The following is a 24,128-nucleotide window of genomic DNA, read 5'->3' as shown; positions in this document are numbered from 1 at the left end:
CGGCGGGGAAAGCACCGACGCGACGCCGAGGCGGCCCAGGCCCCGCCGGCCCAGCCGTCGGCACAGGATCGCGGCGAGACCAGGCGGACCCGGGACGGGGAGCGCGAGCAGGAGCGGGACCGGCGAGGACGCCGTCACCGTGCGGACAGCGGGAGTGGCCGGGTGGGCGGGGTGACGTACAAGTACTTCGGAGCCCCGGACGGCGCCACCGCCGCCCGGGTGCCCATCTCCATGCGTCCCGAGGAGCTCGGCGGCGACGAGCTCGGCATGGGCGGCATGTTCACGAAGATCAAGCCGGAGACGATGGCCGCGATGGTCCTCACCGGCATCGAGGGCATACCCCTGCACAAGGTCCCCCCACTGGAGCTGGTCGTGCTCCACCCCGACTACGCGGTGGTCAAGCTCCCCATGACGGTCGTCGACCCGCTGCGCGGCATCGGCGAGGAGTCGGTGGGCGCCGCGGCCTTCATCTGGTCGACGGTCCCCGACCGCGGCGGCCCGCGCGACGCGTTCAACGTGTATCAACTCCTGCATGAATGGCAGGACTTCAGCCATCGCCTGCATGATGCGGGGCATCAGGCGTACTGCCTGGTGTGGCCGTGAGCGGGCGCTCCTACGCGCGCGTGGGCGCACGTGACGACAGAGCTCGTACGCGATGTCAGACCCCCCGCCTACCGTGAGGGCATGAGCATCGAGCTGCGTCTGGAGCCTTGGTCCGAGGGCGACTTCGAGTTGCTGGTCAGGAACAACGCACCGGAGATGACCGACCACCTCGGCGGCCCCGAGAGCGACGGGAAGCTCGCCGACCGGCACCGCCGCTATCTCGCGCTGCGGGAGAGCGAGGGGCGCGGCCAGATGTTCCGGATCTCGGCGGGGCCCGACGCCCCCGCGGTGGGGTCGATCGGGTACTGGGAGACGACGTGGCAGGGGCAGCCCGCCTGGGAGACCGGGTGGGGGGTGCTGCCGGAGTTCCAGGGGCGGGGCATCGCGGCGGCGGCCGCGCGCCTGGTCGTCGAGCGGGCCCGGGAAGCGGGCCGCCACCGCCATCTGCACGCGTTCCCGTCCGTCGACCACCCCGCGTCGAACGGGGTGTGCAGGAAGGCCGGGTTCACGCTCCTGGGAGAGTGCGCCTTCGAGTATCCGAAGGGGCACTGGATGCGGTGCAACGACTGGCGGCTGGAGCTGGAGCCGGAGCCCGCCTAGCCGAGTTCGCGGGCCCGCGTCGGCCCATGCCGACCCGCACCGAGCCGCGACTCCCGTCATTCGCCTTGACAGTCCCGGGGCCTCTCCCGCACATTTATCTGCGTCACGCAGTTTCTGCACAGCGCCAGATAATTCCTCCCGCTGTGGCTGCGCCCCACCCGAAAGGCACCTCCCATGAGCACGTCCACTCCCGCCTCCACTCCCGCCTCCACCCCCGCTCCCACTCCCACTCCCGCTCCCGCCGAACCCAGGGCCGCCCCCGAACCCCCCTTCACCCCCCGAAAACGCTGGGCCGTCCTCGCCGTCGTCCTCGCCGCCGACGTGCTCGACCTCGTCGACGCCACCATCACCAACATCGCCGCCCCCACCATCGCCAGGGACCTCGGCGGCGGCCCCGCCCTCGTGCAGTGGCTCGGCGCCTCGTACGCCCTCGCCCTCGGTGTGCTGCTCGTCCTCGGCGGGCGGCTCGGCGACAAGTACGGCAGGCGGCGGCTCTTCCTCGCCGGTCTTGGCGGATTCACGCTCGCCTCCGTGGTCTGCGGGCTCGCGCCGAACCCCGAACTCCTCGTCGGCGCCCGGCTCGTGCAGGGCGCGTTCGGCGCGCTCGTCATCCCGCAGGGCTTCGGCATCCTCGGCGCGGTCTGGCCCCGCGACCAGCTCGGCAAGGCGTTCAGCTTCTTCGGGCCCGTCATGGGGCTCTCGGCCGTCGGTGGGCCCGTCCTCGCCGGGTTCCTCGTCGACGCCGACCTCGGCGGACTCGGCTGGCGCCCGATGTTCCTGATCAACCTCGTGCTCGGCGCCGCCGCCGTCCTCGCCGCCGCCCGGCTCCTCCCCCGCGACACCGGTGACCGCGCCACCGCCATCGACGGCCCCGGCTCCGCCCTCCTCGGCGGCGCCATGCTCGGCCTGCTCGGCGGCCTCATCGAAGGCACGTCCAACGGCTGGAGCGCGGCCCCCGCCCTCCTCATCGCCGCGGGCCTCGCCCTCTTCGCGGCCTTCTGCCACCGCCAGCGCACCGCCCGGAACCCGCTGATCCAGCCGTCGTTGCTGCACAACCGCGGCTTCACCTCGGGCCTGCTCCTCGGCGTCTTCTTCTCCGCCGCGGTCTCCGGCCTGCTCTACGTGATCTCGCTCTTCCTCCAGCAGGGCCTCGGCCGCTCCCCGACCGGCACCGCGCTCGGCCTGATGCCGCTGTCCGCGGGCATCGTCGTCGCGTCCATCGCCTGCTACCGCCTCATCGGCCGGTTCGGCCGCACCCTCGTCGTCGCCGGTCTCCTCATCACCCTCGCCGGCACCGGCTACCTCCTCGCCCTCGTCACCGACACCGGTACGGACACGGGGACTTGGGCCCTCGTCCCGCCCCTGGTCATCATCGGACTCGGCATGGGCACGTGCTTCGGCACCATCTACAACGTCACCATCGGCGACATCGCCCCCGCCGAGGCGGGCAGCGCCAGCGGATCACTCACCGCGGTGCAGCAGCTCGCCAACGCGATCGGCGCCGCCACCGTCACCACCGCCTACTTCAAGACCATCGCGTCGGGGTCCGCCCACGCGACCGCCGTCAGCCTCGCCGTTGTCGGTGCCGTCACGCTCGTCTGCCTGAGCCTCGTCCGGCTCCTGCCCCGCGAGGCCCCGCAGGACGACCACCACTGAGCTCCCCGGGCCACTAGCCGAACTCGCCGCCCCGCAGCCGCGTCACCTGCTGCGCGCTGAACTCCACGGTGCGCCTCATATGGCCGACCAGGACGGCGAGCTCGTCGTTCCCGAGCTCCTCGAAGATCCCGTTCCAGCCCGCCGCCATCCGGTCCCAGAGCCGCCCGAACTCCGCGATCTTCTCCGGCACCGTCGCCACCAGGACCCGCCTGCGGTCGGCGGCGTCCCGCTCCCGTACGACATAACCGGCCCGCTCCAGACGGTCCACGAGCCGCGTCGCCGACCCCGTCGTGAGCCCGGTCAGCTCCGCGATCCGCCCTGTCGTGACCGGCTTCGCCTCCAGGCTGAGCAGGTTGAGGCACTGCAGGTCGGTCGGGTGCAGCTGCAGGTGGTCGGCGACGGCCTGGTTGAAGAGGGCGTACGAGGCCATGTAGCGGCGCGAGGCGACGGACAGCTCGTCGAGCAGCGTCGCCCGCTCGCGCTCGGCCTTCTTGCTCCCGGCCTTCTTGCTCCCGGTCATGGACGCCCCCTTCGGAGAAGCCGGTCTCTGCGTCAGACAGAAAGCGTACGACGCAGAGAAGCCGGGTGCCCTAGGGCCTGTCCGGCGGATCAGGCCGCATGATTCCGAGCTGTGCCGTCCGTCGCTGGTGAGCGGGCTGTGGTGCGTCGAGATGCAAGGCGGAGGAGGGCGACAACGCGGAGCGTTGGCAACCGACGACAACGCCGCAGATCGGCGTGCCACAGCCCGCGACCGCGGCAAGATCCGCCGGACAGGTCCTAGAAGTAGTACGCGTCCCCGGAGTCCAGGACCAGCACCTCATGCTCCTGGTTCGCCGGGTTCACGTCCGAGGCCCCGCCGTTCCAGACCGTGTCGACGCGGACCCGCACCTCCGGCACCCGCCCCGCGAGCCGCACCCCCAGCTCCACCGGCTCCCCCCTGCTCCCCGCCGCCAGCTCCCCCGTGTCGCACAGCACCTCCCGCTCGCCCCCGCGCACACATCCCCGCGGCAGCCGCTGGCCGTCCGCGAGCGGCACCGACCAGCGCAGCCGGACCGTGGCGTCAAAGACGTCGGCGGGGCCGTGGTTCTGCGGGGCGAACCGCACCCGGACCCGCTCACCGGACAGGGAGACCTCCCCGTGGTAGGCGAGGTCGGCCTCCGGAGGGGCAGCGGGCAGCGGGACGGGCTCGCCCGCAGTACCCGCCACCGGACTTGGCTCCCCCACAGCACCCGCCACCGGACTCGACTCGCCCGCAGCACCGGCCGCCGCGGCTCCACCCCCGCCGAGCACCACCCCCATCACGCCCACCACCCCCACCACAGCCATCCCCGCCACCACACCCCAGCGAAGCAGCAGCATGCGCACAACAGCCTCCACACAGCACTCGGCCCGGAACGTCGCCCCGATACATGCCACTCGCCCGCCCCGCGCACAGCACTCCCGCGCCTCAAGCCACCCTCATGCCACCCTGAGCCCATGCTCGTCGCCCGCTCCGCCGCTCTCTTCGTCCTCGCCGCGCTCTTCGAGATCGGCGGTGCGTGGCTCGTCTGGCAGGGGGTGCGGGAGCACCGCGGGTGGGCGTGGATCGGCGTCGGGGTGCTCGCGCTCGGGGTCTACGGCTTCGTCGCGACGCTCCAGCCGGACGCCGAGTTCGGCCGGATCCTCGCCGCGTACGGCGGGATCTTCGTGGCCGGTTCGATCGCGTGGGGCATGGTCGCCGACGGCTACCGGCCGGACCGCTGGGACGTCGCCGGGGCGCTGATCTGCCTCGCCGGGATGGCGGTCATCATGTACGCGCCGAGGGGCCGCTGACGTATCCCCCGAGGGGTCGCCGCCCGCGCCAGGGCGCCACTTATCCTGGCTGCAGAACCCTCAGAACCCGCAGGACCCGCACTCCAGGCCAGGGAGCACCATGAGCGCCGCCACGTCCGCCCGCCGCATCGCCATCGTCACCGGCGCGAGCAGCGGCATCGGTGCCGCCACCGCGCGCGGACTCGCGGCGGCCGGCTACCGGGTCGTCCTCACCGCCCGCCGCAAGGACCGCATCGAGGCCCTCGCCGCCGAGCTCGCCGACGCCGGGCACGACGCCGTCGCGTACGCCCTGGACGTCACCGACCGCGCGGCCGTCGACGCCTTCGCGACCGCCTTCCGCGAGGTCGCTGTCCTGGTCAACAACGCGGGCGGCGCGCTCGGCGCGGACCCCGTCGCCAGCAGCTCCCCCGAGGACTGGCGCCAGATGTACGAGACGAACGTCATCGGCACCCTGAACGTCACGCAGGCGCTGCTGCCCGCCCTCACCGCGAGCGGCGACGGCACCGTGGTCGTCCTCTCCTCCACGGCCGGGCACGGCACGTACGAGGGAGGCGGCGGCTATGTGGCCGCGAAGCACGCCGAGCACGTGCTCGCCGAGACGCTGCGCCTGGAGATCGTCGGTACGCCGGTGCGCGTCATCGAGATCGCGCCCGGCATGGTCAAGACCGACGAGTTCGCCCTGACCCGCTTCGGCGGTGACCAGGAGAAGGCCGCCAAGGTCTACGCGGGCGTGGCCGAGCCGCTCACGGCGGACGACGTCGCGGACACCATCACGTGGGCGGTGACCCGCCCGCCGCACGTCAACATCGACCTGCTCGTGGTGCGCCCGCGCGCGCAGGCGTCCAACACCAAGGTCCACCGGGACGCGTGAGCCGCCCCCGATGACCTACGCCTCCGACGACCCCGGCGCACCGGCCGGGTCACCCGACTCCGCCGACCCGGCCGAACGCCTCACCCACGAGGTCGAGTCCCGCCGTCTCGCCCAGGAGAAGAAGAACGAGCGGCTGGTGTGGTGGTACCTCGCGTACTTCCTGTTCGGGATCCATCTGGTGGCCTTCGTCATGATCTTCGCGATCAAGAACGCGAAGTAGGCGCATCCATCGGGGAGTTCACCGAACGCGAGTCACCCACATCGGTGAACGCGTCCTATCGCCATGAGAGTTGATGTACGGCCTGCCTAGGCTCGGGGCCACAACATCAGATGCGACGGCCCCCGGCCGGGCTGCAACCCCGGACGAGGGCCTGACCACGCAGGAAGGAACAGCTTCCTCATGGCTGAACACGAGCCTAGCGCCCGGCCGTTCATGGACCTTCGCGTGCCCGAGTATGCGTACATGTTCGGGTTCTTGCAGGCCGACGGACATCTCTCACAACAATCACGAGACCGAGGGCGGCTGACCGTCGAGATCAACGCCCGGGACATCGAGATCCTGCACGAGTTCCAGCGCCTGACCCCGTACAACAGCACCATCAGCGGACGGACCCGCTCGACGAACTTCGCCGAGAGCAGCATCACGGCTGTCTGGAGCATGTGGTCCCTCGAAGCCAGGACGACGATCAACCAACTCGGCCTGCCCTACGGCCGGAAGTCCAAGAAGATCACCCCGCCCAGGGTGGAGTTCTCTCGTCGTGACTATCTGCGGGGCCTCGTCGATGCAGACGGCTCGATCGGCTACACCGGCCAACAGCTCCCCTTCATCTCCCTCACCACCGCGAGCACGGCTGTCGGGATCTACTTCTGCCGTTACGCGCGGATGCTCATGGGGGCGGAGCGGCTGATCAAACGCAACGCACGCGACGGGATCTATAACATCAACTACGACAAGGAACAGGCGGCGCGGCTGGCCGCAGATCTCTACTACCCCGGCTGCCTGTCTCTGGAGCGGAAGCAAACAAAGGCCGACTCGCTGGCCGCCTGGGTCCGCCCAGCCGACATGAAGGTCTCACCCAAGCGTCGTTGGAGACTATGGGAGGACGAAATCTTGCTGGGGTGCGACAACCCCGCGTCTGCCGCCGAGACACTGGGCCGAACCATCCAGAGCTGCAACCTTCGCCTCTGGCGGCTCCGTACTGGTCAGGTGCCCATGCCATCGAGCAACTGAGGCAATGAATGTGGGGCCCAGGCTGACAACAGCCTGGGCCCCACGGCTAGTTCAGCCCTTCACGCACACAACCTGCTTCAGCTTCGCCACGACTTCGACGAGGTCGCGCTGGTTCTCCATCACCTGCTCGATCGGCTTGTACGCGCCCGGAATCTCGTCGACGACACCCGAATCCTTGCGGCACTCGACGCCCCGCGTCTGCTCCTCCAAGTCGCGCGCCGTGAACCGCTTCTTCGCCGCGTTCCGGCTCATCTTCCGGCCGGCGCCGTGCGACGCCGAGTTGAAGGACTTCGCGTTGCCGAGGCCCTTCACGATGTACGAGCCGGTGCCCATCGAGCCCGGGATGATCCCGTAGTCACCGGAGCCCGCGCGGATCGCGCCCTTACGGGTGACCAGCAGATCCATGCCCTCGTAGCGCTCTTCGCTCACGTAGTTGTGATGGCAGCTGATCTCCGGCTCGAAAGTCGGCTTCGCCTTCTTGAACTCCTTTCGGATCACATCCTTGAAGAGCGCCATCATGATTGCGCGGTTGTACTTCGCGTACTCCTGCGCCCAGTAGAGGTCGTTCCGGTACGCCGCCATCTGCGGGGTGTCGGCGACGAAGACCGCCAAGTCGCGGTCGACCAGGCCCTGGTTGTGCGGGAGGCTCTGAGCCACACCGATGTGGTGGTCGGCCAGCTCCTTGCCGATGTTGCGGGAACCCGAGTGCAGCATGAGCCACACCGAATCGGACATGTCAACACAAACTTCCGCAAAGTGGTTGCCCGACCCGAGCGTTCCCATCTGCTTACCGGCCCGCTCCTCCCGGAACTTCACCGCATCGGCAACCCCGTCAAAGCGCGACCAGAAGTCACCCCACCCCGCCGTCGGGAACCCATACAGCCGCCCCGGATCCACAGCCTCCTCATGCATCCCCCGCCCCACAGGAATCGCCGCCTCGATCTTCGACCGCAGCCGCGACAGATCCCCCGGCAGGTCGTTGGCGGTCAGCGACGTCTTGACGGCGCTCATCCCGCATCCGATGTCGACCCCGACCGCCGCCGGGCACACCGCGCCCTTCATGGCGATCACGGACCCGACCGTCGCACCCTTGCCGAAGTGGACGTCCGGCATGACGGCGAGGCCCTTGATCCAGGGCAGCGTCGACACGTTCTGCAGCTGCTGCATGGCGGCGCCCTCGACCGTGGACGGGTCGGTCCACATCCGGATCGGTACCTTCGCCCCCGGAACCTCTACGTAACTCATGGCGTCCTCTTTCCCCCGTACTACTGAAACAACTGGTAACGCAACAAATGGCCTTGAAGCGCAAATACCGGTGCCAAGGTCTACGAAAGGGATGAGGGACCGGCAGCCGGAGCAGCGCGTGCGATAGACATTGTGTCCACCGGCTGACCATCACCGGCAACCGATTAACCCGTCGAGCATCCGTCGAGAGGAGCCCCAGCGTGCAGCGGAAGGCCAGGTCCAGGGTCTACGTGTCAGGCGTCGCCGCGCTCCTGTCGGTCGTGCTCGCCGGCTGCTCGGGCGGCTCGGGCCTCGGGGACGACTCCGACGACTCCAAGCCCGGCGACCCGGGCTCCACCACGCGCGCCGCCGAGCCCGGCAAGTTCCGCACGCTGCCCGAGCCCTGTGGCGCGGTCGACCACAGCACCCTCGACGAGCTGCTGCCCGGGATCCAGCAGATCGAGGACGAGGACCAGCAGGAGAAGGCGTACGCGGGCACGGCGACGAACACCTTCGACACCGACCGCCGGGTGGGCTGCCGCTGGAAGGTCGACTCCCCGGACGCCACGCACCACCTCCTCGTCGACTACGAGCGGGTCGTCTCGTACGACGGCGACGTCAGCGACGACGCCCGCGCCCAGGAGCTCTACCAGCGGCGGGTCACGGCCGCGGACCTGCCCGCGCCGTCGGCGTCGAGCGGGGACAACACCTCGAAGGAGAGCACGTCCGGCGACGGCGCCTCCGACGACCCCGGCTCCGGCTCCGGCTCCGCCTCTGGCAAGGACAAGGACAAGTCGGGAGACAAGGGCAAGCAGGGCGACAAGGGAGAAAAGGGGGGCAAGGGAGGCAAGGGGGACAAGGCGAGCCCCTCCGGGTCGCCCTCCGGGAACGCCGCGCCGCCCGCCAGCCTCCTGCCCCGCGTCCTCGACGACCTCGGCGACGAGGCGTACCTCGACGACGCCCTCGCGGCCTCCGGTTCGGCGGCCCGGCACCGGACCGTGACTGTGGTGTTCCGCACGTCCAACGTCCTGGTGACCGTCGAGTACGACGAGCAGCCGGGGCGCGGCAGCGACATCCCCGACAGCAAGGAAATGCAGGACAAGGCACAGGAACTGGCCGAGTCGCTCGCCGGGAAGTTCGACTCGTAAGGGCCCTGTGAAGGCGGTCCGCCGGGTGGCCGGGGTGATGTGCGGCTCACCCGAAGCGGGACCGCTCAGGTTCCTCAGCGCGTACCGTGGCCCCTCGGACCGACGACGTCATGAATGAACACATGAGTGAACATGAGTGAAGGAACCATGCACCGACCTGCACAGCGACAGCGACTGACCCGCCGCCTTCTCGCCTGCGCGGCCGCCGTACCGGTGATCCTCGTCGCCTCCGGCTGCTCCTCCGACTCCGGCGACTCGGACGGCGCGAAGAAGGACTCCGGCTCGAAGGCGTCCGCCTCGGCCTCCAAGGGCGGCGGCGACAAGGCCGCCGAGGTGCAGAAGGCGGCGTACGCGAAGCTGCCCGAGCCGTGCGACGCCCTGTCGAAGAAGACGCTCGGCGACCTGGTGCCGAAGGCGAAGGACAAGACCGGCAAGGCCGGCACGTCCGACGACACCTCGGCGCGCGGCACCTGCTCCTGGGACAGCCTCGACAACAACGGCGTCGACGGCTCCCAGTTCCGCTGGCTGCGGGTCTCCCTGCTGCGCTTCGACTCCGAGGCGTCGCTGGGCAGCGGCGAGAAGCGCGCCCAGCAGAGCTTCACCAAGCAGGTCACGGACGCGCAGGCCACCAAGGACGCCAAGTCCGTGAAGACCCAGCCGGTCTCCGGCGTGGGCGACCAGGCGACGCTCGTGACGTACGACCTGAAGAAGGACAAGGACACCTTCAAGCAGCAGACGGTCGTGGCGCGCGTGGAGAACGCGGTCGTGACGATCGACTACAACGGCGCGGGCCTGGCGGGCGACAAGTCCCCGAAGGCGGAGGACCTGTCGAAGGCCGCGGAGAAGGCGGCGAAGGAGGCCGCGGCGTCGGTCACCGACGCGAACAAGGCGGGCTCGGGCGACAAGTCGTCCGACAAGCCGTCGGAGAAGCCCTCGGACAAGTCCTCGGAGAAGTCCAAGGACGACAAGAAGAGCAGCGACGACAAAAAGAGCGACGAGAAGAGCGACGACAAGTCCAAGTCGTAGCCGCAGCACGGCAGTCGACGGAGCCCGGCCCCCTGGGGGCCGGGCTCCTGTCGTTCCCGGCGGGCTCATGTGCCAGGCTGTCGCTCGCAACAGACCGAACAGGGAGGGGTTCGCGGGTGGCCGCGATGCAGCTGACACGCACACACCGGATACTCATCGGGGTGGTCGTCGCCGGTGCGGTGGTCATCGCCGGGATCGGCTTCGCCGGTTCGTACGCCGCCGTACGCGAACTGGCCCTCAAGAAGGGCTTCGGCAACTTCAGTTACGTCTTCCCGATCGGCATCGACGCGGGCATCTGTGTGCTGCTCGCGCTCGACCTCCTGCTGACCTGGATCCGCATCCCCTTCCCGCTGCTGCGCCAGACGGCCTGGCTCCTGACGGCCGCCACCATCGCCTTCAACGGTGCGGCGGCCTGGCCCGACCCGCTGGGCGTGGGCATGCACGCCGTCATCCCGATCCTCTTCGTCGTCTCCGTCGAGGCCGCCCGGCACGCGATCGGGCGCATCGCGGACATCACCGCCGACAAGCACATGGAGGGGGTGCGGATGATGCGCTGGCTGCTCTCCCCCCTCCCCACCTTCCTCCTCTGGCGCCGCATGAAGCTGTGGGAGCTGCGCAGTTACGAGCAGGTCATCAAGCTCGAACAGGAACGTCTCGTCTACCAGGCCCGGCTGCGCTCCCGCTTCGGCCGCGGCTGGCGCCGCAAGGCCCCCGTCGAGTCGCTGATGCCGCTGCGCCTCGCCCGCTACGGCGTCCCGCTCGCCGAGACCGCCCCCGCGGGGCTCGCGGCCGCGGGCATCGAGCCGGTGCTGCTGCCGCCCGCCCCCGCGGTGGTCACCGCGAAGGAGCAGCAGCCCGAGCTCACCGCCACGCCCGCACCCGCACCCGCCACCACCGAGGAGCCCGCTCCCCACCCCCCGGAGGAGACCCTCCCGGTCGGCCGGCACGAGAGCCCCTGGTTCGCCGCGCACAGCGCCTCGTACGCCCCCGTGGCTCCGTACGACGAGTGGTACGCGGAACAGGAGCAGGGCCAGCCCCAGCCCCAGGGGCAGCCCGAGTTCCCCGTCCCCAACGGCGCCGGCGGCACCCGCCCCCTCGGCGACGGCGCCCCCCAGACCGAACCCGAGCCCGAACCGCTCCCCGAAGCGGTGGCGGAGGCGCTCCCCGAATCGGCGCCCGAATCAGCGCCCGAACCCGCCCCCGTCCCCTCCGACGAGGACCTCTACCAGGTGTTCCGGCACTCGATAGAGGGTGAGGGCATGCCGACCCCCGGCGCGTTCGCGGCGAACGTCGAGGCCGCCTTCGGGCTCCGCCTCCAGTCCCGCGAACTCAACCACTACATGGACCAGTTCACGGCTCGCCTGGACAGCGAGCTGATGGAGGACCACATCGCCTGATACCTCAGCCCCTGCTCCTGGCCTTCTGCTTGGACGTCTCGCCCCAGACCGCCAGCGCGGCGCCGAGGACGAACAAGACGATGTAGCCGGGGGTCGGGATGTCCCACCACTTCTGGAGCAGGCCCCAGGAGTCCCCGGTGAAGAGGCGACCGAGGACGCCGAGGGCGCCCTGGATGCCGACGACCCAGCCGATGACGGCGATGATTTCCTTCATGCGTCCATGGTCGGCGGCGCCCGGCCCGCACGCCTCGTGCGGCTGAGCGAGATCGCCGCCGTCGCCGGTAGTCCGAAAGATGCAGTACGTGCGTGTGGGAAAGACGCGGTACGTACGGGTGAGGGGGCGCCGTCCTCGCGAACGGCGCCCCCTCACACGTAAGCCGACAGCTAGACCGACAGCAGCTTCCGCACCCGGTCCGCCCCCACCGCGAGCAGCAGCGTAGGCAGCCGCGGCCCGGTCTCACGGGTCACCAGGAGCCGGTAGATCAGCGCGAAGAACGTCCGCTGCGCCACCTTGATCTCCGGCGGCAGCTCCTTCGCCGTCGCGTCCGCCGAGAAGCCCGCCCGGACCTTCGGGACGCCGTAGACCAGGTGGGTCAGGCCGTCCAGGGACCAGTGCGAGTCCAGGCCCTCCAGGAGGAGGCGGAGCGACTCGCGGGCCTCGTCGTCCAGGGACGAGAGCAGCTCGGTGTCCGGCTCGGCGCGCACGATGGTGCGGGCGTCGGCCGGGACCTGCGTGCTGATCCAGTTCTCGGCGCGGTCGAGGCGCGGCCGCACCTCGTCCAGCGAGGCCAGCGGGCTCGACGGGTCGAGCTCGCTGAGGATGCGGAGCGTCTGGTCCTCCGCCCCGGCCGTGATGTCCGCGACCGACGCGAGCGTGCGGTACGGCAACGGGCGCGGGGTGCGCGGCAGTTCACCGGCGGCGGTACGGGCGGCCCGGGAGTGCGCGGCCGCGTCGGCGGGCAGCACCGAGCCGTCGGCGACCTTGGCCTCCAGCTTGTCCCACTCGTCGTAGAGCCGCTGGATCTCCTGGTCGAAGGCGATCTTGAACGACTGGTTCGGCCTGCGGCGGGCGTAGAGCCAGCGCAGCAGCTGCGGCTCCATGATCGCGAGGGCGTCGGCGGGGGTCGGGACACCGCCCCGCGACGACGACATCTTGGCCATGCCGCTGATGCCGACGAACGCGTACATCGGGCCGATCGGCTGCTTGCCGCCGAAGATCCCGACGATCTGCCCGCCGACCTGGAAGGACGAGCCGGGCGAAGAGTGGTCCACACCGCTCGGCTCGAAGATCACGCCCTCGTACGCCCAGCGCATCGGCCAGTCGACCTTCCAGACCAGCTTGCCGCGGTTGAACTCGCTCAGCCGGACCGTCTCGGTGAAGGCGCACTCGCTGCACACATACGTGAGCTCGGTGGTCTCGTCGTCGTACGACGTGACCGTCGTCAGGTCCTTGCCGCAGCCGCCGCAGTACGGCTTGTACGGGAAGTAGCCCGCGCCGGAGCCCGAGCCGTCGTCCTCGTTCGCCGCGCCCGAGCCCTCGGCGGCCTCCAGCTCGGCCTCGTCGACCGGCTTCTGGCCCTGCTTCTTCGGCGGGGCCTTCTTCGTGCGGTACTGCGCGAGGATCGCGTCGATGTCGCCGCGGTGCTTCATCGCGTGCAGGACCTGCTCGCGGTAGACGCCCGCCTGGTACTGCTCGGTCTGGCTGATGCCGTCGAACTCGACGCCCAGCTCACCGAGGGAGGCGACCATCGCGGCCTTGAAGTGCTCCGCCCAGCTCGGGTGCGCGGAACCGGCCGGGGCGGGCACCGACGTCAGCGGCTTGCCGATGTGCTCGGCCCACGACGCGTCGACGCCGGGGACGCCCGCCGGGACCTTGCGGTACCGGTCGTAGTCGTCCCAGGAGATCAGGTGCCGGACCTCGTACCCGCGCCGCCGGATCTCGTCGGCGACCAGGTGCGGGGTCATGACCTCGCGGAGGTTGCCGAGGTGGATCGGGCCGGAGGGGGACAGGCCGGAGGCGACGACGACCGGTTTGCCCGGGGCACGACGCTCCGACTCGGCGATGACGTCGTCCGCGTAACGGGAAACCCAGTCCGCATTCTCGGCGGGCTCCGTGCTCGTGCTCTGGGCCACGGTCAGTCGGTCCCTTTCGCTTCAGGTCTTCAGGTCTTCAGGGGGCACGGTCGCTCTCCGTGCCACTGCCATTCTCCCAGACGGAAGCGGCCCCTCCGGGGTTGCGCTTATCCAGAAGCGACGGCCTCTCTCCTCATGGGACACTTGGCACCCAGCACGGTGCATCCCCATTACCAGAACGGAAGCTCATGGCCTCGGTCCCGTCCCTCGCCTCTACCGTCCAGCAGCGCCTCGCGGACGCCCTCTCGGCAGCCCTGCCGGAGGCCGGGTCCGCCGACCCGCTGCTGCGACGTAGCGACCGGGCGGACTTCCAGGCCAACGGGATCCTGGCGCTCGCCAAGAAGCTGAAGGGCAACCCGAGGGAGCTGGCGACCAAGGTCACCGACGCCCTCGACGGCACCGACGTGCTGCAGGACGTCGAGGTCTCGGGCCCCGGCTTCCTGAACATCACGGTCACCGACAAGGCGATCGTCGAGACCCTCGCCGCCCGCGCGGCCGACGACCGGCTCGGCGTGCCGCTGAAGGAGCAGCCGGGCGTCACGGTCATCGACTACGCCCAGCCGAACGTGGCGAAGGAGATGCACGTCGGCCACCTGCGCTCGGCGGTCATCGGCGACGCCCTGCGCGGCATGCTCGACTTCACCGGCGAGAAGACCATCGGCCGCCACCACATCGGCGACTGGGGCACCCAGTTCGGCATGCTCATCCAGTACCTGATCGAGAACCCCGGCGAGCTGGCCCCGGCCGAGAACGTCGACGGCGAGCAGGCCATGTCGAACCTGAACCGGGTGTACAAGGCGTCGCGCGCCGTCTTCGACGCGGACGAGAGCTTCAAGGAGCGGGCCAGGAAGCGGGTCGTCGCCCTGCAGTCCGGCGACAAGGAGACCCGGGACCTGTGGCAGCGGTTCGTGGACGAGTCGAAGGTCTACTTCTACTCGGTCTTCGAGAAGCTCGACATGGAGATCCGGGACGACGAGATCGTCGGCGAGTCCGCGTACAACGCGATGATGCCGGAGACGGCGCGGCTCCTGGAGGAGTCCGGCGTCGCCGTCCGCTCGGACGGCGCGCTCGTGGTCTTCTTCGACGAGATCCGCGGCAAGGACGGCGAGCCCGTGCCGCTGATCGTGCAGAAGGCGGACGGCGGCTTCGGCTACGCGGCCTCCGACCTCTCGGCGATCCGCGACAGGGTCGTCGACCTGGACGCGACGACGCTCCTGTACGTGGTGGACGTGCGCCAGTCCCTCCACTTCAAGATGGTCTTCGAGGCGGCCCGGCGGATGGGCTGGCTGAGCGACGAGGTCACGGCCCACAACATGGGCTACGGCACGGTGCTCGGCGCGGACGGCAAGCCGTTCAAGACCCGTGAGGGCGAGACGGTGAAGCTGGAGGACCTCCTGGACGAGGCCGTCGAGCGCGCGACCGCGGTCGTCCGCGAGAAGGCCGAGAAGATCGGCCTGACGGAAGAGGAGATCGTCGAGAACGGCCGGTACGTGGGCATCGGCGCCGTGAAGTACGCGGACCTGTCGACGTCGGCGAACCGCGACTACAAGTTCGACCTGGACCAGATGGTCTCGCTCAACGGCGACACGAGCGTGTACCTGCAGTACGCGTACGCCCGTATCAAGTCGATCCTCCGCAAGGCCGAGGGAGCGGCCCCCGCCGCCCACCCCGAGCTCGAACTGGCCCCGGCGGAGCGGGCGCTCGGCCTGCACCTGGACACCTTCGGCGAGCTCCTCGCGGAGGCCACGGCGGAGTACGCCCCGCACAAGCTGGCCGCGTACCTCTACCAACTGGCCTCGCTGTACACGACGTTCTACGACCAGTGCCCGGTCCTCAAGGCGGACACCCCGGCGCAGGTGGAGAACCGCCTGTTCCTGTGCGACCTCACGGCCCGCACCCTGCACCAGGGGATGGCGCTCCTGGGCATCCGCACCCCGGAGCGCCTGTAGCCGTAGCCCGGGGCCCCGCCGGTCAGCTCAGCACGGCGCCGGTGAACGCGGTGCCGAGCCTCCGCAGCCCTTCACCGATCTCCTCGGGCGTCTGTGTGACGAAGCACAGGCGCAGGGTCGCGGAGTCCGGCGCCCCCGCGTAGAACGGCGCGCCCGGCACGTAGGCGACGTCGTACGTGATGACCTTCCGCAGCAGCTCCGTGGTGTCGTGCCCCGCCGGCAGCGACGCCCACACGAACATGCCGCCCTCGGGCCGGATCCAGCGCGACCCGGCGGGCAGCGCGTCCCCGAGCCCCGCGAGCAGCGCGTCCCGCCGCTCCCGGTAGGCACCCGCGACCCGCGCGACGTGCGCGTCCAGGTCGTTGTCCGCCAAGTACCGTGCGGCGGCGAGCTGGTTGACGGTCGGGGTGTGCAGATCGGCGGCCTGCTTGGCGACGGCGCAGGCCCGCCGCAGCGCCGCCGGGGCGCGCAGCCAGCCGAGCCGCAGCCCAGGCGCCATCACCTTGGAGAAGCTGCCGAGCAGGACGGTCCGGTCCTCGGCCCCGGGGTACGTCGCGATCCACGGCACCCGCTCGCCCTCGAACCGCAGCTCCCCGTACGGGTCGTCCTCGACGATCCACAGGCCGTGCCGCCCGGCGACCTCCGCGACGGCGGCCCGGCGCTCGGCGGGCAGGGTGCGGCCCGTCGGGTTCTGGAAGGTGGGGACGGTGTAGAGCAGCTTCGGCCGGTGCAGGCCGACGAGCGCGTCGAGCGCGGCCGGGTCGATGCCCTCGTCGTCGCCCGGCACGGCGACGATGTTCGCCCCGGCGAAGGAGAAGACCTGAAGTGCCGCCAGATAACAGGGCTCTTCGACGAGGACCGTGTCGCCGGGCTCGATGAGCGCGGTGGCGAGCAGTGAGAGCGCCTGCTGCGAACCGGTGGTGACGAGCACGTCGTCGGCGTCGGTGGGGAGTCCGCGCGCCGCCGTCCGCCCGGCTATCGCGGTACGGAGGGTGGGCTCGCCCTCCGTCGTCGAGTACTGCAGCGCCGTCCCGGGCGTCCCGGTCAGCACCTGCTGGAAGGCGGCGGCCACCCCGGCGCCGTCGAAGAACTCGGGCGCCGGGAGCCCGCCCGCGAAGTTGATGACCTCAGGGCGGGCGGTGACCGCGAGGATGTCCCGGATGGGCGAGCCGCCCACGGCGGTGGCCCGGGCCGCGAGGGCGGGGGCGGGGGCGCGGCCCTGGCCGGTGGGGACGGGGGTGTCGGTCACGGTCATCTGCGGCTCCTTGGCTCCTGTGTTCCCCGCAGCGTAAGGACCCGCGTGCCCCCCACAAGCACCATTCCGAGATGCGGACGCCCCTCCCTACTGCTCCCCTCCCTACTGCTCCCCTCCTTACCGCCCTCCTCCCTCTACTCCCCCGCCTCCCCCGTCTCCGCCGAGTCCGCGGAGTCCGCCGACACTTGATCGTTGTCGCGGTTCGTCCTCAGCCACTTCTTCTTCTCGGGCGAATACGCGTACACGGGACGGCTCTTGTCACCGCTCGTGGCGAACGGCTTGTTCTTTTCGTCGTCGATGCGGATCGTCCCGTGCTCACCCCCGCTCGACCACTCCAGCTCCAAGTACCAGTCCACATAACTGGAGTTGGCGGTCCCGTTGATGAAGAACGTCTCCGGGTCGCTCTCGCTCACCTTGTAGGGGAAGCCGCTCTCCTTGGGCTCGGCGTCGGGGTCGGGAGTCATCCGTGGCGCCGCGGCATCCAGGTCGACGTTGAAGGAGTGCGTGGGCACATTGCCGCCACAGCCGTAGCCGAAGTACCCCATCTTGTAGGTGGTCCAGTCGAGCGGGGCGGCCCGCTTGACCACGCGGACGTTCATCGACTCCAGGACGACGGTGTTCTTCCCCGTCCCCTGGACCGTCACCTTCACGGTCTGGTTCCGCGAGGCGACCCCTCGGTTCGCCGACACCCAGCTGGTGGCGTCCTGTTCGCCGGGGGGCGGCGAGAGCTCGCCGGGGTTCTTGTCGACGAGGTAGGCGGGGGTACAGGGGTTGTCCCAGTACTGGGGCTGGACGGAAACGGTCACGGGGTCGGACCCCTTGCCGGTGCCCGCGCCGCCACCGCCCTTGCCACCGCCTCCGGTTGCGGGCGCCGAGTCCGTGCCCCCGGCCTCCTCGCCTTCCCCGTCCCCCTCGGACTTCCCGGGCCCGGCAGCGTCCCCGTCGCCCTTGCCCTTGCCCTTGCCCTTCCCAGGCCCCTTTCCGGAGGGCGAAGCGGAACCGTTGACGTCCGGGTTCCGCTGCCGCGTCCCGCCGTCAGCACTGGGGGAGTTGGCGGAGGCACGGTCGTGGTTGCGCCCACCGTCGTCGGAGGAGGCGGCCTGTACGGCGAAGACGGTGGCCCCGAGCGCAAGCACGACACCAGCGGCGACAAGCACCCGCACCCGCGACATCCGCCCACCGTCACGCTGCTTCACCGAGTCACTGACGGGCCCGATCACCACGCCGGGCGCATCCTGCCCGGCCCCCTCGTCACCATCCGCCCAGGCCGGGCGGCGCCTCCCCTCCGTGGACAGCCGTCCCGCACGGCGGGACGGGTGGACACGGGCTCCGTCGCCGGGCGCCCCTGCCTCGAAGTCCCGCTCGGCGCGCGCCGGTTCAACGGACTCGCCGGGCCCGGCAGAGCCGGAGGCCGGAGCAACCGACTCGCCGGGCACCGCAGTAGAAGCCGGAGCAACCGACTCGCCGGGCACCGCAGAAGAAGAGGGCGCCCCCTCCCTCCGCTCCCCCCGACTCGCATCGGCGAGTATCCACCGCCGATGCGCCTCGACCATCTCCTCCCGAGACGCCCCGCACACCCGGGCAAGCCGCTCCAGGGGAGCGAACTCCGTAGGCACGGCAGTCCCGTTCACATACCGGTGCAGTGTCGAGGTCGACACATGCAATCGCTTGGCCAGCGCCCCGTAACTGAGCCCCGACCTCTCTTTCAGCTCCCGCAGCAGCTCCGCGAGATCTCCCGCCCCCACGTTCCCCTCCATCCCATTCGTTCGTTCCATGGAACAGCGTTTCCCCAGGCCACACCCTTATGGGTGTCCCAGCGTCCCCGACTCCCCCGTCACGCTGGCCCCGAATTACATCGCTGTACATGCTGCAACCCATACAAGCACGCCGCCTCCGGAAGCCTCTCGGCGCGGCGCGCGTAGGCCACGTCACACCGAAAGAGACCAGCCATGCGACTGATCACCAAGGCCGCCACCGCAGCAGCGGCCCTCACCACCGCCCTGTCGCTCACCGCACTCGGCGGCGCCGCGTCGGCGGCACCCGCCGCCACGTCGGGCCCGTCGGCGGCGGCCAAGAGCTGCACCGCCGCCACGACGAAGATGACCGTGAAGGAGGTCGGCCGCCCGCTCAACCACTTGCTTCTTTCCGCCAAGAACACGGGAACGAAGACGTGTTACGCGTACGGCGCCCCGTTCCTCCGCTTCGACGAGGCCCAGGCGGCCACGGCATGGCTGGAGGAGAACATCCCCCAGGCGGTGGTCACCCTCGAGCCGGGCGAGACGGCGTACGCGGCGATCGGCACGTCGTCGCCCGAGGGCGTGGAGGGCTACCGGGCCCACAGGCTGGGGGTCCACTTCTCCAACCGCACGATGAACGGCAGCGTGGGTGCCCCCGCACCGGCCAGGCTCCCCAAGGGAGGTGTGTACGTGGACAGTTCGGCGTTCGTCACGTACTGGCAGACGTCGGCGTCGGACGCGCTGATGTGGTGACGGTGCGAGGGCCGGGCGAGGCCACGCGTACGTGACCTCGCCCCGACTCCCCGTCAGGACACACGAGTTCGCCGTAACGGAGGAAGAGCTGGAACCCACGTCCGGGAGGGACGCCGTGGAGGAGGGAGTTGGTTGCAGTTTCGATGACACAGAGGACGATGTCGTCCATGTGGTCATTGATGCGCCGGTATGCGAGAGGGGCGCGAGCGCACGGGGAGCGGCGGCCCGCCGCACGAAAAACGCCCCCGGCCTCGCGTGGGGGCACAACGAGGCCAGGGGCAGCTGGAGGGGGGTCGGGTCAGGGTCAGGGGCGGCTCAGTTGTGGTTGCCGCTGACCTTTCCGACGGGGCCGACCTTCACCGGGGAGCCGCCGCCTTCCGTGACCGGCAGCGAGTCGGCGGCCGGCCACTCCGTGCTGAACGACTTCGTCTCGTCCGGCGGGGTCACCACAAGTCCCGTGATGCGGACGCCGGAGCCGCCCGACTTGTTGAGCGGGAAGGTGATGTTGAAGGCCGCAGACTCCCCGTCCTTCAGGATGTCCGGGTGGATCTGCTCACCCGAGCGCTTCGCGGACAGCGTCCCCGAGTTGGTCTTCAGGTCGGCACCCGCATACCCGGAGATCGCGCAGTCCCGGCCGCTGCCGTTCTGCATCTGCACCGTGACGACGCCCTCGGGGTCGCCCGTGATCGTGTTGTCGTGCGCCGTGATGTCCAGGTCGTCCGTGCGGCACTTCTCGACCTTGCCGCTCGCGTCGGAACCGGACCCGCCGGACGTGCCCTGACCGCCCCCGCCCGAGTTCCCCTTCCCGCTCCCGGAAGAGCCCCCGCTGGACGAGCCGTTGTCGGACGAGCCGCCGCCCGAGGACCCGTTCCCGCCCGAGGACCCGTTCCCGCCGGACGACGAAGCCGACGAGGAGGAGTCACCGCTCGTGTCGACGCCCGTGCCGTCGTCACCGTTGCACGCGGTGAGCGTGAGCGCGGCGACGAGGGAGATACCGGCGAGGACGGTACGGGTTGTGGTGCGCGTGAACTTCATGAGTGCCCCCGAGTAAGGAAGTAGGGAAGAGAGAAGGTGAGCCGGAGAGGAGAAGACCGGGCTTCGTAAGGGAAGGCCGGGCTTCGTAAGGCGTGCCGCTGTGGCACGGCCAAGAGCGAAACAGCCCCGCTCCGACGGGCACAAGAAATCTCGGCCGATCTGGCACGCTGGAACGATTTCACCCACCTGACCTGCGCAGACGGTTCCCCCTGGAACGCCTTCCTGGGACACCGGAACCGTTGCCTCCCCCCACCCCGCAGCGGCCTCCCACCCTCCTCACACCCACCTCCCGGTAAGCACTCACAAAAAAGTCAGTACTTGTCCGACACCCCCCGGCCGTCAAGGATCGAAGGCGTTCCCACCCCACAACGCCTCCGATCGGAGCCACCCAGCCATGCCCGCACAGCAGCCCCTGTCCCCGTCCCTCTCCCCCTCGCCCACCCCCTCCCCCGCGCCGGTCACCGTCCTCGGCCTCGGCCTCATGGGCAGCGCGCTCGCCGCCGCACTCCTCAAGGCGGGCCACCCCACCACGGTGTGGAACCGCACGGCCGCCAAGACCGGCCCGCTCGCCGCCCAGGGCGCACAGCCCGCGGACACGGCCACCGAGGCGATCACGGCGAGCCCGCTGACCATCGTCTGCCTCACGACCAACGACAGCGTCCGCTCCCTCCTGGAGCCGGAGGCCGACGCCCTCAAGGGCCGCACCCTCGTGAACCTCACCAACGGAACGCCGTCGCAGGCCAGGGAGTTGGCGGCCTGGGCCGAGGCGCACGGCATCACGTACTTCGACGGCGGCATCATGGCCGTACCGCAGATGATCGCGACGCCCGGCGCGTACATCTTCTACAGCGGCAGCGACGAGGCGGCCTTCGCCACCCACCGCCCGACGCTCGCCGCACTCGCCGACATCAAGTGGGCCGGCACCGACCCGGGCCTGGCCGCGCTCTACGACCTGGCCCTGCTCACCGGCATGTACGGCATGGCGGCGGGCGTCGCCCAGGCGTTCGCGCTGACCGGCAGCGAGGGCATCCCGGCCCGCGAGCTCGCGCCGCTGCTCACCGACTGGATCGTCGCGATGACGCACGGAGTCGTCCCCGGGACCGCCGAGGCACTCGACACCGACCGGCACCTCACGGACGTCTCCAACCTCGCCATGAACAGGGAGGCGCTCCCCAACTTCACGGACACCTTCGCCGAACAGGGCCTGCGGGCGGGCCTGTTCGAGTCCCTCCAGGAGCTCCTGGACCGCGCGGTCGAGCAGGGATACGGCGCGGACGGCTTCTCCCGTCTGGTCACGCTGCTCAAGAAGGACTGAGCGGCACGAGCCGGGACAGGGCACCCTGCGGAATCAGGGAATTACGGCATCACGGCATCACGGGATTACGCCATCACGGGATCACGGATCACGGGATCAGCAGCACCTTCCCGGTGGTCTCCCGCCGCTCCATCGCCGCATGGGCCCGCGCGGCCTCCGCCAGCGGGAAGGTCTGGTGGCTGGGCGTCAACTCCCCCCGGGCCAGCGCCTCCAGGGCCTGCTTCTGCTGCCCGGGCCCGTCCTCCGGCCGCCCGAGCAGCTCCAGCAGGGCATTGACGTACGAGATCCCCCGCCCCGCCAACACGTCATCGCCCGGCTCGAACGCCTTCTGCGAGGCCCACCCGATGACGACGTACCGCCCGCCGTCGGCGATCAACTCGAAGGCGGCGGCGGCCTTTTCCCCACCCACTCCATCGAGTACGGCGGTGACCTTCCGTCCCCCAAGATGCTCACGCACGACACTGCCCCAGCCGGAGTCGTTGTAGTCGACGGCGAGATCGGCCCCGAGCTCCCGCACGGCGCGGACCTTCTCCGGCCCACCGGCCGCACCCACGACGGTCGCGCCCAGCGCCTTCGCGTACTGCACCACCAGACGCCCGACGCCCCCGGCCGCCGACGTCACCAACACCACGTCGGCAGGCGTGAGTCGAGCGATGTCCAGCAGCCCCATGGTGGTGGCCCCGGTGACCACCATGGAGGCGGCGTCCTCGAACGAGACCCCCTCCGGCAGCGGATGCACCCCACTCACATCGGCCACGGTCAACTCGGCGTACCCACCGGGAGTGCTGCGAGCGGTGACGACCCTCCGCCCCACCCAGTCCGCATCGACCCCGGCCCCGACCAGATCGACGACTCCGGCGGCCTCTCCCCCGAAAACGGCGGGCAGTTCGGGCGGAGGCGGGGCCATGTCACCCGCCTCCCCGGCCCGTACGACGGTCTCCACGAAGTGGGCCCCGGCGGCACGGACAGCGATCCGCACCTGCCCCGGCCCGGGAACGGGGTCGGGCAGGGACTCGTACCGCAGATTCTCGGCGGGCCCGAACTCGTGCAGGACAACGGCGCGCATGGCGTGCTCCTCCCGGCGGCGGAACATCCGCCCGCCGCCACACACCACACTCGGACCTGAACCGGACTTGAGGTCAAGCCGCCCAGCTGATCAGACCTATCCGGGATCAGAGCTACCCGGGATCAGAGCTGCCAGAGATCAGGGCTACCGGGAAATCAGAGCTACCGGGAAATCAGAGCTGCCGGGCAACCTCGGTCGCCCAATAGGTCAGGATCATGTTGGCCCCGGCCCGCTTGATGCCGAGCAGCGACTCCATGATCGCCTTGTCCCGGTCGATCCAGCCGCGCTCGGCGGCAGCGGTGATCATCGCGTACTCGCCGCTGATCTGGTACGCGGCGACCGGAACATCCACCGAGTCGGCGACCCGCGCGAGGACGTCGAGGTAGGGCCCGGCCGGCTTGACCATCACCATGTCGGCCCCCTCCGCCAGGTCGAGCGCCAACTCCCGCATGGACTCACGGGTGTTGGCCGGGTCCTGCTGATAGGTCTTGCGATCCCCCTTCAGCGACGACCCGACGGCCTCCCGGAAGGGCCCGTAGAAGGCGGAGGAGTACTTCACGGTGTAGGCGAGGATGGCGACGTCCTCGTGCCCGACCTGGTCCAACGCATCGCGGATGACGCCGACTTGACCGTCCATCATGCCGCTGGGCCCCACGATGTGGGCACCGGCGTCGGCCTGGACCTGAGCCATCTCGGCGTACCGCTCGAGCGTCGCGTCATTGTCGACGCGCCCCTGCCCGTCGAGCACACCGCAGTGCCCGTGGTCGGTGGTTTCGTCGAGACACAGGTCGGACATGACGAGCAGGTCGTCCCCGACCTCGGCCCGCACATCGCGAAGGGCGACCTGAAGAATCCCGTCCGGGTCGGTGCCCGGCGTCCCCTGGGCGTCCTTCTTGCTCTCCTCCGGCACCCCGAAGAGCATGATCCCGGCGACCCCGGCCTCCAGCGCCTCGACGGCGGCCTTCTTCAGGCTGTCGCGGGTGTGCTGGTAGACCCCGGGCATGGACCCGATCTCGACGGGCTCACTGGCCCCTTCCCGCACAAAGGCGGGAAGGATCAGATCGGCCGGGTGCAGCCGGTTCTCGGCGACCATGCGGCGCATGGCGGGGCTGGTCCGCAGACGGCGCGGGCGCGCGCCGGGGAACGATCCGTAGCTGGTCATCGACTGATCCTGCCCTCTCACTTCGTACGGCACTTCATGCCCCCGGGCCCGGGGGGGGGTGGTGGAGCCGCCCGCACGCGAAGGACCGGGGCGCCGACACGCCCCCCGGCGCCCCGCGCGCCCCCCCCACCACCCCCCGCCCCCCGGGGCCCGCGG

The 24,128-nt window shown here is 70.4% G+C and carries 23 protein-coding genes and 1 pseudogene; 13 read left to right on the top strand and 11 right to left on the bottom strand.

From position 1 onward, the window contains the following. Positions 1-162 precede the first annotated feature (162 nt). The 3 genes from ACFWYM_RS03705 to ACFWYM_RS03695 all read left to right on the top strand — a co-directional run bounded on the left by ACFWYM_RS03705 (position 163) and on the right by ACFWYM_RS03695 (position 2,859). Positions 163-603, top strand: a complete 441-nt coding sequence (locus ACFWYM_RS03705) for a hypothetical protein (RefSeq protein ID WP_384829506.1) — start codon at positions 163-165, stop codon at positions 601-603. Positions 604-684: 81 nt separating this feature from the next. Next, positions 685-1,203 (top strand): GNAT family N-acetyltransferase, encoded by a 519-nt coding sequence (locus ACFWYM_RS03700; protein ID WP_384829504.1) that lies wholly within the window; start codon positions 685-687, stop codon positions 1,201-1,203. A gap of 174 nt (positions 1,204-1,377) precedes the next feature. Continuing rightward, positions 1,378-2,859, top strand: a complete 1,482-nt coding sequence (locus tag ACFWYM_RS03695; RefSeq protein WP_384829502.1) for an MFS transporter — start codon at positions 1,378-1,380, stop codon at positions 2,857-2,859. A gap of 13 nt (positions 2,860-2,872) precedes the next feature. Here ACFWYM_RS03695 and ACFWYM_RS03690 read toward each other — a convergent pair whose 3' ends face one another. Next, entirely contained in the window at positions 2,873-3,379 is a 507-nt protein-coding gene (locus tag ACFWYM_RS03690) for a MarR family winged helix-turn-helix transcriptional regulator (RefSeq protein WP_384829500.1), read from the bottom strand. Positions 3,380-3,636: 257 nt separating this feature from the next. Further along, on the bottom strand, positions 3,637-4,218 hold the full coding sequence (locus ACFWYM_RS03685; protein ID WP_384829498.1) for a hypothetical protein: 582 nt from the start codon (positions 4,216-4,218) through the stop codon (positions 3,637-3,639). A gap of 117 nt (positions 4,219-4,335) precedes the next feature. On the opposite strand from ACFWYM_RS03685, the gene ACFWYM_RS03680 reads away from it, so the two are divergent. The 4 genes from ACFWYM_RS03680 (at position 4,336) to ACFWYM_RS03665 (ending at position 6,773) form a co-directional block, all read left to right on the top strand. Then, the gene (locus tag ACFWYM_RS03680; protein ID WP_384829496.1) at positions 4,336-4,671 is read left to right on the top strand and encodes a YnfA family protein; all 336 of its coding nucleotides are present in this window, start codon (positions 4,336-4,338) and stop codon (positions 4,669-4,671) included. A gap of 100 nt (positions 4,672-4,771) precedes the next feature. Further along, a complete protein-coding gene (locus tag ACFWYM_RS03675; protein ID WP_384829494.1) occupies positions 4,772-5,542 on the top strand; it encodes an SDR family NAD(P)-dependent oxidoreductase in 771 nt (256 codons plus the stop codon). Positions 5,543-5,552: 10 nt separating this feature from the next. After that, on the top strand, positions 5,553-5,762 hold the full coding sequence (locus ACFWYM_RS03670) for a hypothetical protein (protein ID WP_384829492.1): 210 nt from the start codon (positions 5,553-5,555) through the stop codon (positions 5,760-5,762). 180 nt (positions 5,763-5,942) lie between these two features. Continuing rightward, positions 5,943-6,773 (top strand): hypothetical protein, encoded by an 831-nt coding sequence (locus tag ACFWYM_RS03665; protein WP_384829490.1) that lies wholly within the window; start codon positions 5,943-5,945, stop codon positions 6,771-6,773. A 51-nt stretch (positions 6,774-6,824) separates the two neighbouring features. On the opposite strand, the gene ACFWYM_RS03660 is transcribed toward ACFWYM_RS03665, so the two are convergent. Next, positions 6,825-8,018, bottom strand: a complete 1,194-nt coding sequence (locus ACFWYM_RS03660; protein WP_384829488.1) for an RtcB family protein — start codon at positions 8,016-8,018, stop codon at positions 6,825-6,827. A 200-nt stretch (positions 8,019-8,218) separates the two neighbouring features. Here ACFWYM_RS03660 and ACFWYM_RS03655 point away from each other — a divergent pair, with 200 nt between their 5' ends. From ACFWYM_RS03655 to ACFWYM_RS03645, 3 genes are all read left to right on the top strand, one after another. Next, entirely contained in the window at positions 8,219-9,145 is a 927-nt protein-coding gene (locus tag ACFWYM_RS03655; protein WP_384829486.1) for a DUF3558 domain-containing protein, read from the top strand. 147 nt (positions 9,146-9,292) lie between these two features. Further along, complete coding sequence (locus ACFWYM_RS03650) at positions 9,293-10,171, top strand: DUF3558 domain-containing protein (protein WP_384829484.1); 879 nt, start codon at positions 9,293-9,295, stop codon at positions 10,169-10,171. 125 nt (positions 10,172-10,296) lie between these two features. Continuing rightward, positions 10,297-11,568: a DUF2637 domain-containing protein gene (locus ACFWYM_RS03645; RefSeq protein WP_384829482.1), complete on the top strand. Its 1,272-nt coding sequence runs from the start codon at positions 10,297-10,299 to the stop codon at positions 11,566-11,568. A 4-nt stretch (positions 11,569-11,572) separates the two neighbouring features. Here ACFWYM_RS03645 and ACFWYM_RS03640 read toward each other — a convergent pair whose 3' ends face one another. Both ACFWYM_RS03640 and lysS read right to left on the bottom strand, forming a co-directional pair. Next, positions 11,573-11,782, bottom strand: coding sequence for a hypothetical protein (locus ACFWYM_RS03640; RefSeq protein ID WP_384829480.1), 210 nt, complete (start codon positions 11,780-11,782; stop codon positions 11,573-11,575). A gap of 170 nt (positions 11,783-11,952) precedes the next feature. Next, positions 11,953-13,701 (bottom strand): lysine--tRNA ligase, encoded by a 1,749-nt coding sequence (gene lysS / locus ACFWYM_RS03635; RefSeq protein WP_384829478.1) that lies wholly within the window; start codon positions 13,699-13,701, stop codon positions 11,953-11,955. 188 nt (positions 13,702-13,889) lie between these two features. Between lysS and argS the strand changes: the two genes are divergently transcribed. After that, a complete protein-coding gene (argS, locus tag ACFWYM_RS03630) occupies positions 13,890-15,650 on the top strand; it encodes an arginine--tRNA ligase (protein ID WP_384829476.1) in 1,761 nt (586 codons plus the stop codon). A gap of 22 nt (positions 15,651-15,672) precedes the next feature. On the opposite strand, the gene ACFWYM_RS03625 is transcribed toward argS, so the two are convergent. From ACFWYM_RS03625 to ACFWYM_RS03615, 3 genes and pseudogenes are all read right to left on the bottom strand, one after another. Next, positions 15,673-16,905 (bottom strand): PLP-dependent aminotransferase family protein, encoded by a 1,233-nt coding sequence (locus tag ACFWYM_RS03625; RefSeq protein WP_384829474.1) that lies wholly within the window; start codon positions 16,903-16,905, stop codon positions 15,673-15,675. A 134-nt stretch (positions 16,906-17,039) separates the two neighbouring features. Beyond that, positions 17,040-18,128 carry a hypothetical protein gene (locus ACFWYM_RS03620; protein WP_384830168.1) on the bottom strand — a complete coding sequence of 363 codons (1,089 nt, stop codon included), beginning with the start codon at positions 18,126-18,128 and terminating at the stop codon, positions 17,040-17,042. Positions 18,129-18,512: 384 nt separating this feature from the next. Then, positions 18,513-18,662 (bottom strand): annotated as a pseudogene (locus ACFWYM_RS03615) (helix-turn-helix domain-containing protein); the annotation flags it as partial. Between the two features lie 192 nt (positions 18,663-18,854). On the opposite strand from ACFWYM_RS03615, the gene ACFWYM_RS03610 reads away from it, so the two are divergent. Continuing rightward, a complete protein-coding gene (locus ACFWYM_RS03610) occupies positions 18,855-19,394 on the top strand; it encodes a DUF4232 domain-containing protein (protein ID WP_384829472.1) in 540 nt (179 codons plus the stop codon). Between the two features lie 315 nt (positions 19,395-19,709). On the opposite strand, the gene ACFWYM_RS03605 is transcribed toward ACFWYM_RS03610, so the two are convergent. Continuing rightward, positions 19,710-20,429 (bottom strand): DUF4232 domain-containing protein, encoded by a 720-nt coding sequence (locus ACFWYM_RS03605; protein ID WP_384829470.1) that lies wholly within the window; start codon positions 20,427-20,429, stop codon positions 19,710-19,712. A gap of 394 nt (positions 20,430-20,823) precedes the next feature. Here ACFWYM_RS03605 and ACFWYM_RS03600 point away from each other — a divergent pair, with 394 nt between their 5' ends. Continuing rightward, positions 20,824-21,744, top strand: a complete 921-nt coding sequence (locus ACFWYM_RS03600; protein WP_384829468.1) for an NAD(P)-dependent oxidoreductase — start codon at positions 20,824-20,826, stop codon at positions 21,742-21,744. An 88-nt stretch (positions 21,745-21,832) separates the two neighbouring features. Here the strand turns inward: ACFWYM_RS03600 and ACFWYM_RS03595 are convergent, their stop codons facing one another. Together ACFWYM_RS03595 and hemB are read right to left on the bottom strand one after the other, a co-directional pair. Next, complete coding sequence (locus ACFWYM_RS03595) at positions 21,833-22,810, bottom strand: zinc-binding dehydrogenase (protein ID WP_384829466.1); 978 nt, start codon at positions 22,808-22,810, stop codon at positions 21,833-21,835. 172 nt (positions 22,811-22,982) lie between these two features. After that, positions 22,983-23,972 carry a porphobilinogen synthase gene (hemB, locus tag ACFWYM_RS03590; protein ID WP_384829464.1) on the bottom strand — a complete coding sequence of 330 codons (990 nt, stop codon included), beginning with the start codon at positions 23,970-23,972 and terminating at the stop codon, positions 22,983-22,985. Positions 23,973-24,128 lie beyond the last annotated feature (156 nt).

Origin of the sequence: Streptomyces sp. NPDC059009 (assembly GCF_042740175.1) — a bacterium.
In the GTDB taxonomy this organism is placed as follows: domain Bacteria; phylum Actinomycetota; class Actinomycetes; order Streptomycetales; family Streptomycetaceae; genus Streptomyces.
The sequence above is the reverse complement of the archived record's forward strand: the minus strand, read 5'-3'. Positions and strand labels throughout refer to the sequence as shown.

Bases quoted from the DNA above. Each gene is read 5' to 3' on its own strand.
- ACFWYM_RS03700 (WP_384829504.1), top strand. From the start codon at position 685: ATGAGCATCGAGCTGCGTCTGGAGCCTTGGTCCGAGGGCGACTTCGAG.
- ACFWYM_RS03695 (WP_384829502.1), top strand. From the start codon at position 1,378: ATGAGCACGTCCACTCCCGCCTCCACTCCCGCCTCCACCCCCGCTCCC.
- ACFWYM_RS03690 (WP_384829500.1), bottom strand. From the start codon at position 3,379: ATGACCGGGAGCAAGAAGGCCGGGAGCAAGAAGGCCGAGCGCGAGCGG.
- ACFWYM_RS03685 (WP_384829498.1), bottom strand. From the start codon at position 4,218: ATGCTGCTGCTTCGCTGGGGTGTGGTGGCGGGGATGGCTGTGGTGGGG.
- ACFWYM_RS03680 (WP_384829496.1), top strand. From the start codon at position 4,336: ATGCTCGTCGCCCGCTCCGCCGCTCTCTTCGTCCTCGCCGCGCTCTTC.
- ACFWYM_RS03675 (WP_384829494.1), top strand. From the start codon at position 4,772: ATGAGCGCCGCCACGTCCGCCCGCCGCATCGCCATCGTCACCGGCGCG.
- ACFWYM_RS03670 (WP_384829492.1), top strand. From the start codon at position 5,553: ATGACCTACGCCTCCGACGACCCCGGCGCACCGGCCGGGTCACCCGAC.
- ACFWYM_RS03665 (WP_384829490.1), top strand. From the start codon at position 5,943: ATGGCTGAACACGAGCCTAGCGCCCGGCCGTTCATGGACCTTCGCGTG.
- ACFWYM_RS03660 (WP_384829488.1), bottom strand. From the start codon at position 8,018: ATGAGTTACGTAGAGGTTCCGGGGGCGAAGGTACCGATCCGGATGTGG.
- ACFWYM_RS03650 (WP_384829484.1), top strand. From the start codon at position 9,293: ATGCACCGACCTGCACAGCGACAGCGACTGACCCGCCGCCTTCTCGCC.
- ACFWYM_RS03645 (WP_384829482.1), top strand. From the start codon at position 10,297: ATGCAGCTGACACGCACACACCGGATACTCATCGGGGTGGTCGTCGCC.
- ACFWYM_RS03640 (WP_384829480.1), bottom strand. From the start codon at position 11,782: ATGAAGGAAATCATCGCCGTCATCGGCTGGGTCGTCGGCATCCAGGGC.
- argS (WP_384829476.1), top strand. From the start codon at position 13,890: ATGGCCTCGGTCCCGTCCCTCGCCTCTACCGTCCAGCAGCGCCTCGCG.
- ACFWYM_RS03625 (WP_384829474.1), bottom strand. From the start codon at position 16,905: ATGACCGTGACCGACACCCCCGTCCCCACCGGCCAGGGCCGCGCCCCC.
- ACFWYM_RS03610 (WP_384829472.1), top strand. From the start codon at position 18,855: ATGCGACTGATCACCAAGGCCGCCACCGCAGCAGCGGCCCTCACCACC.
- ACFWYM_RS03605 (WP_384829470.1), bottom strand. From the start codon at position 20,429: ATGAAGTTCACGCGCACCACAACCCGTACCGTCCTCGCCGGTATCTCC.
- ACFWYM_RS03600 (WP_384829468.1), top strand. From the start codon at position 20,824: ATGCCCGCACAGCAGCCCCTGTCCCCGTCCCTCTCCCCCTCGCCCACC.
- ACFWYM_RS03595 (WP_384829466.1), bottom strand. From the start codon at position 22,810: ATGCGCGCCGTTGTCCTGCACGAGTTCGGGCCCGCCGAGAATCTGCGG.
- hemB (WP_384829464.1), bottom strand. From the start codon at position 23,972: ATGACCAGCTACGGATCGTTCCCCGGCGCGCGCCCGCGCCGTCTGCGG.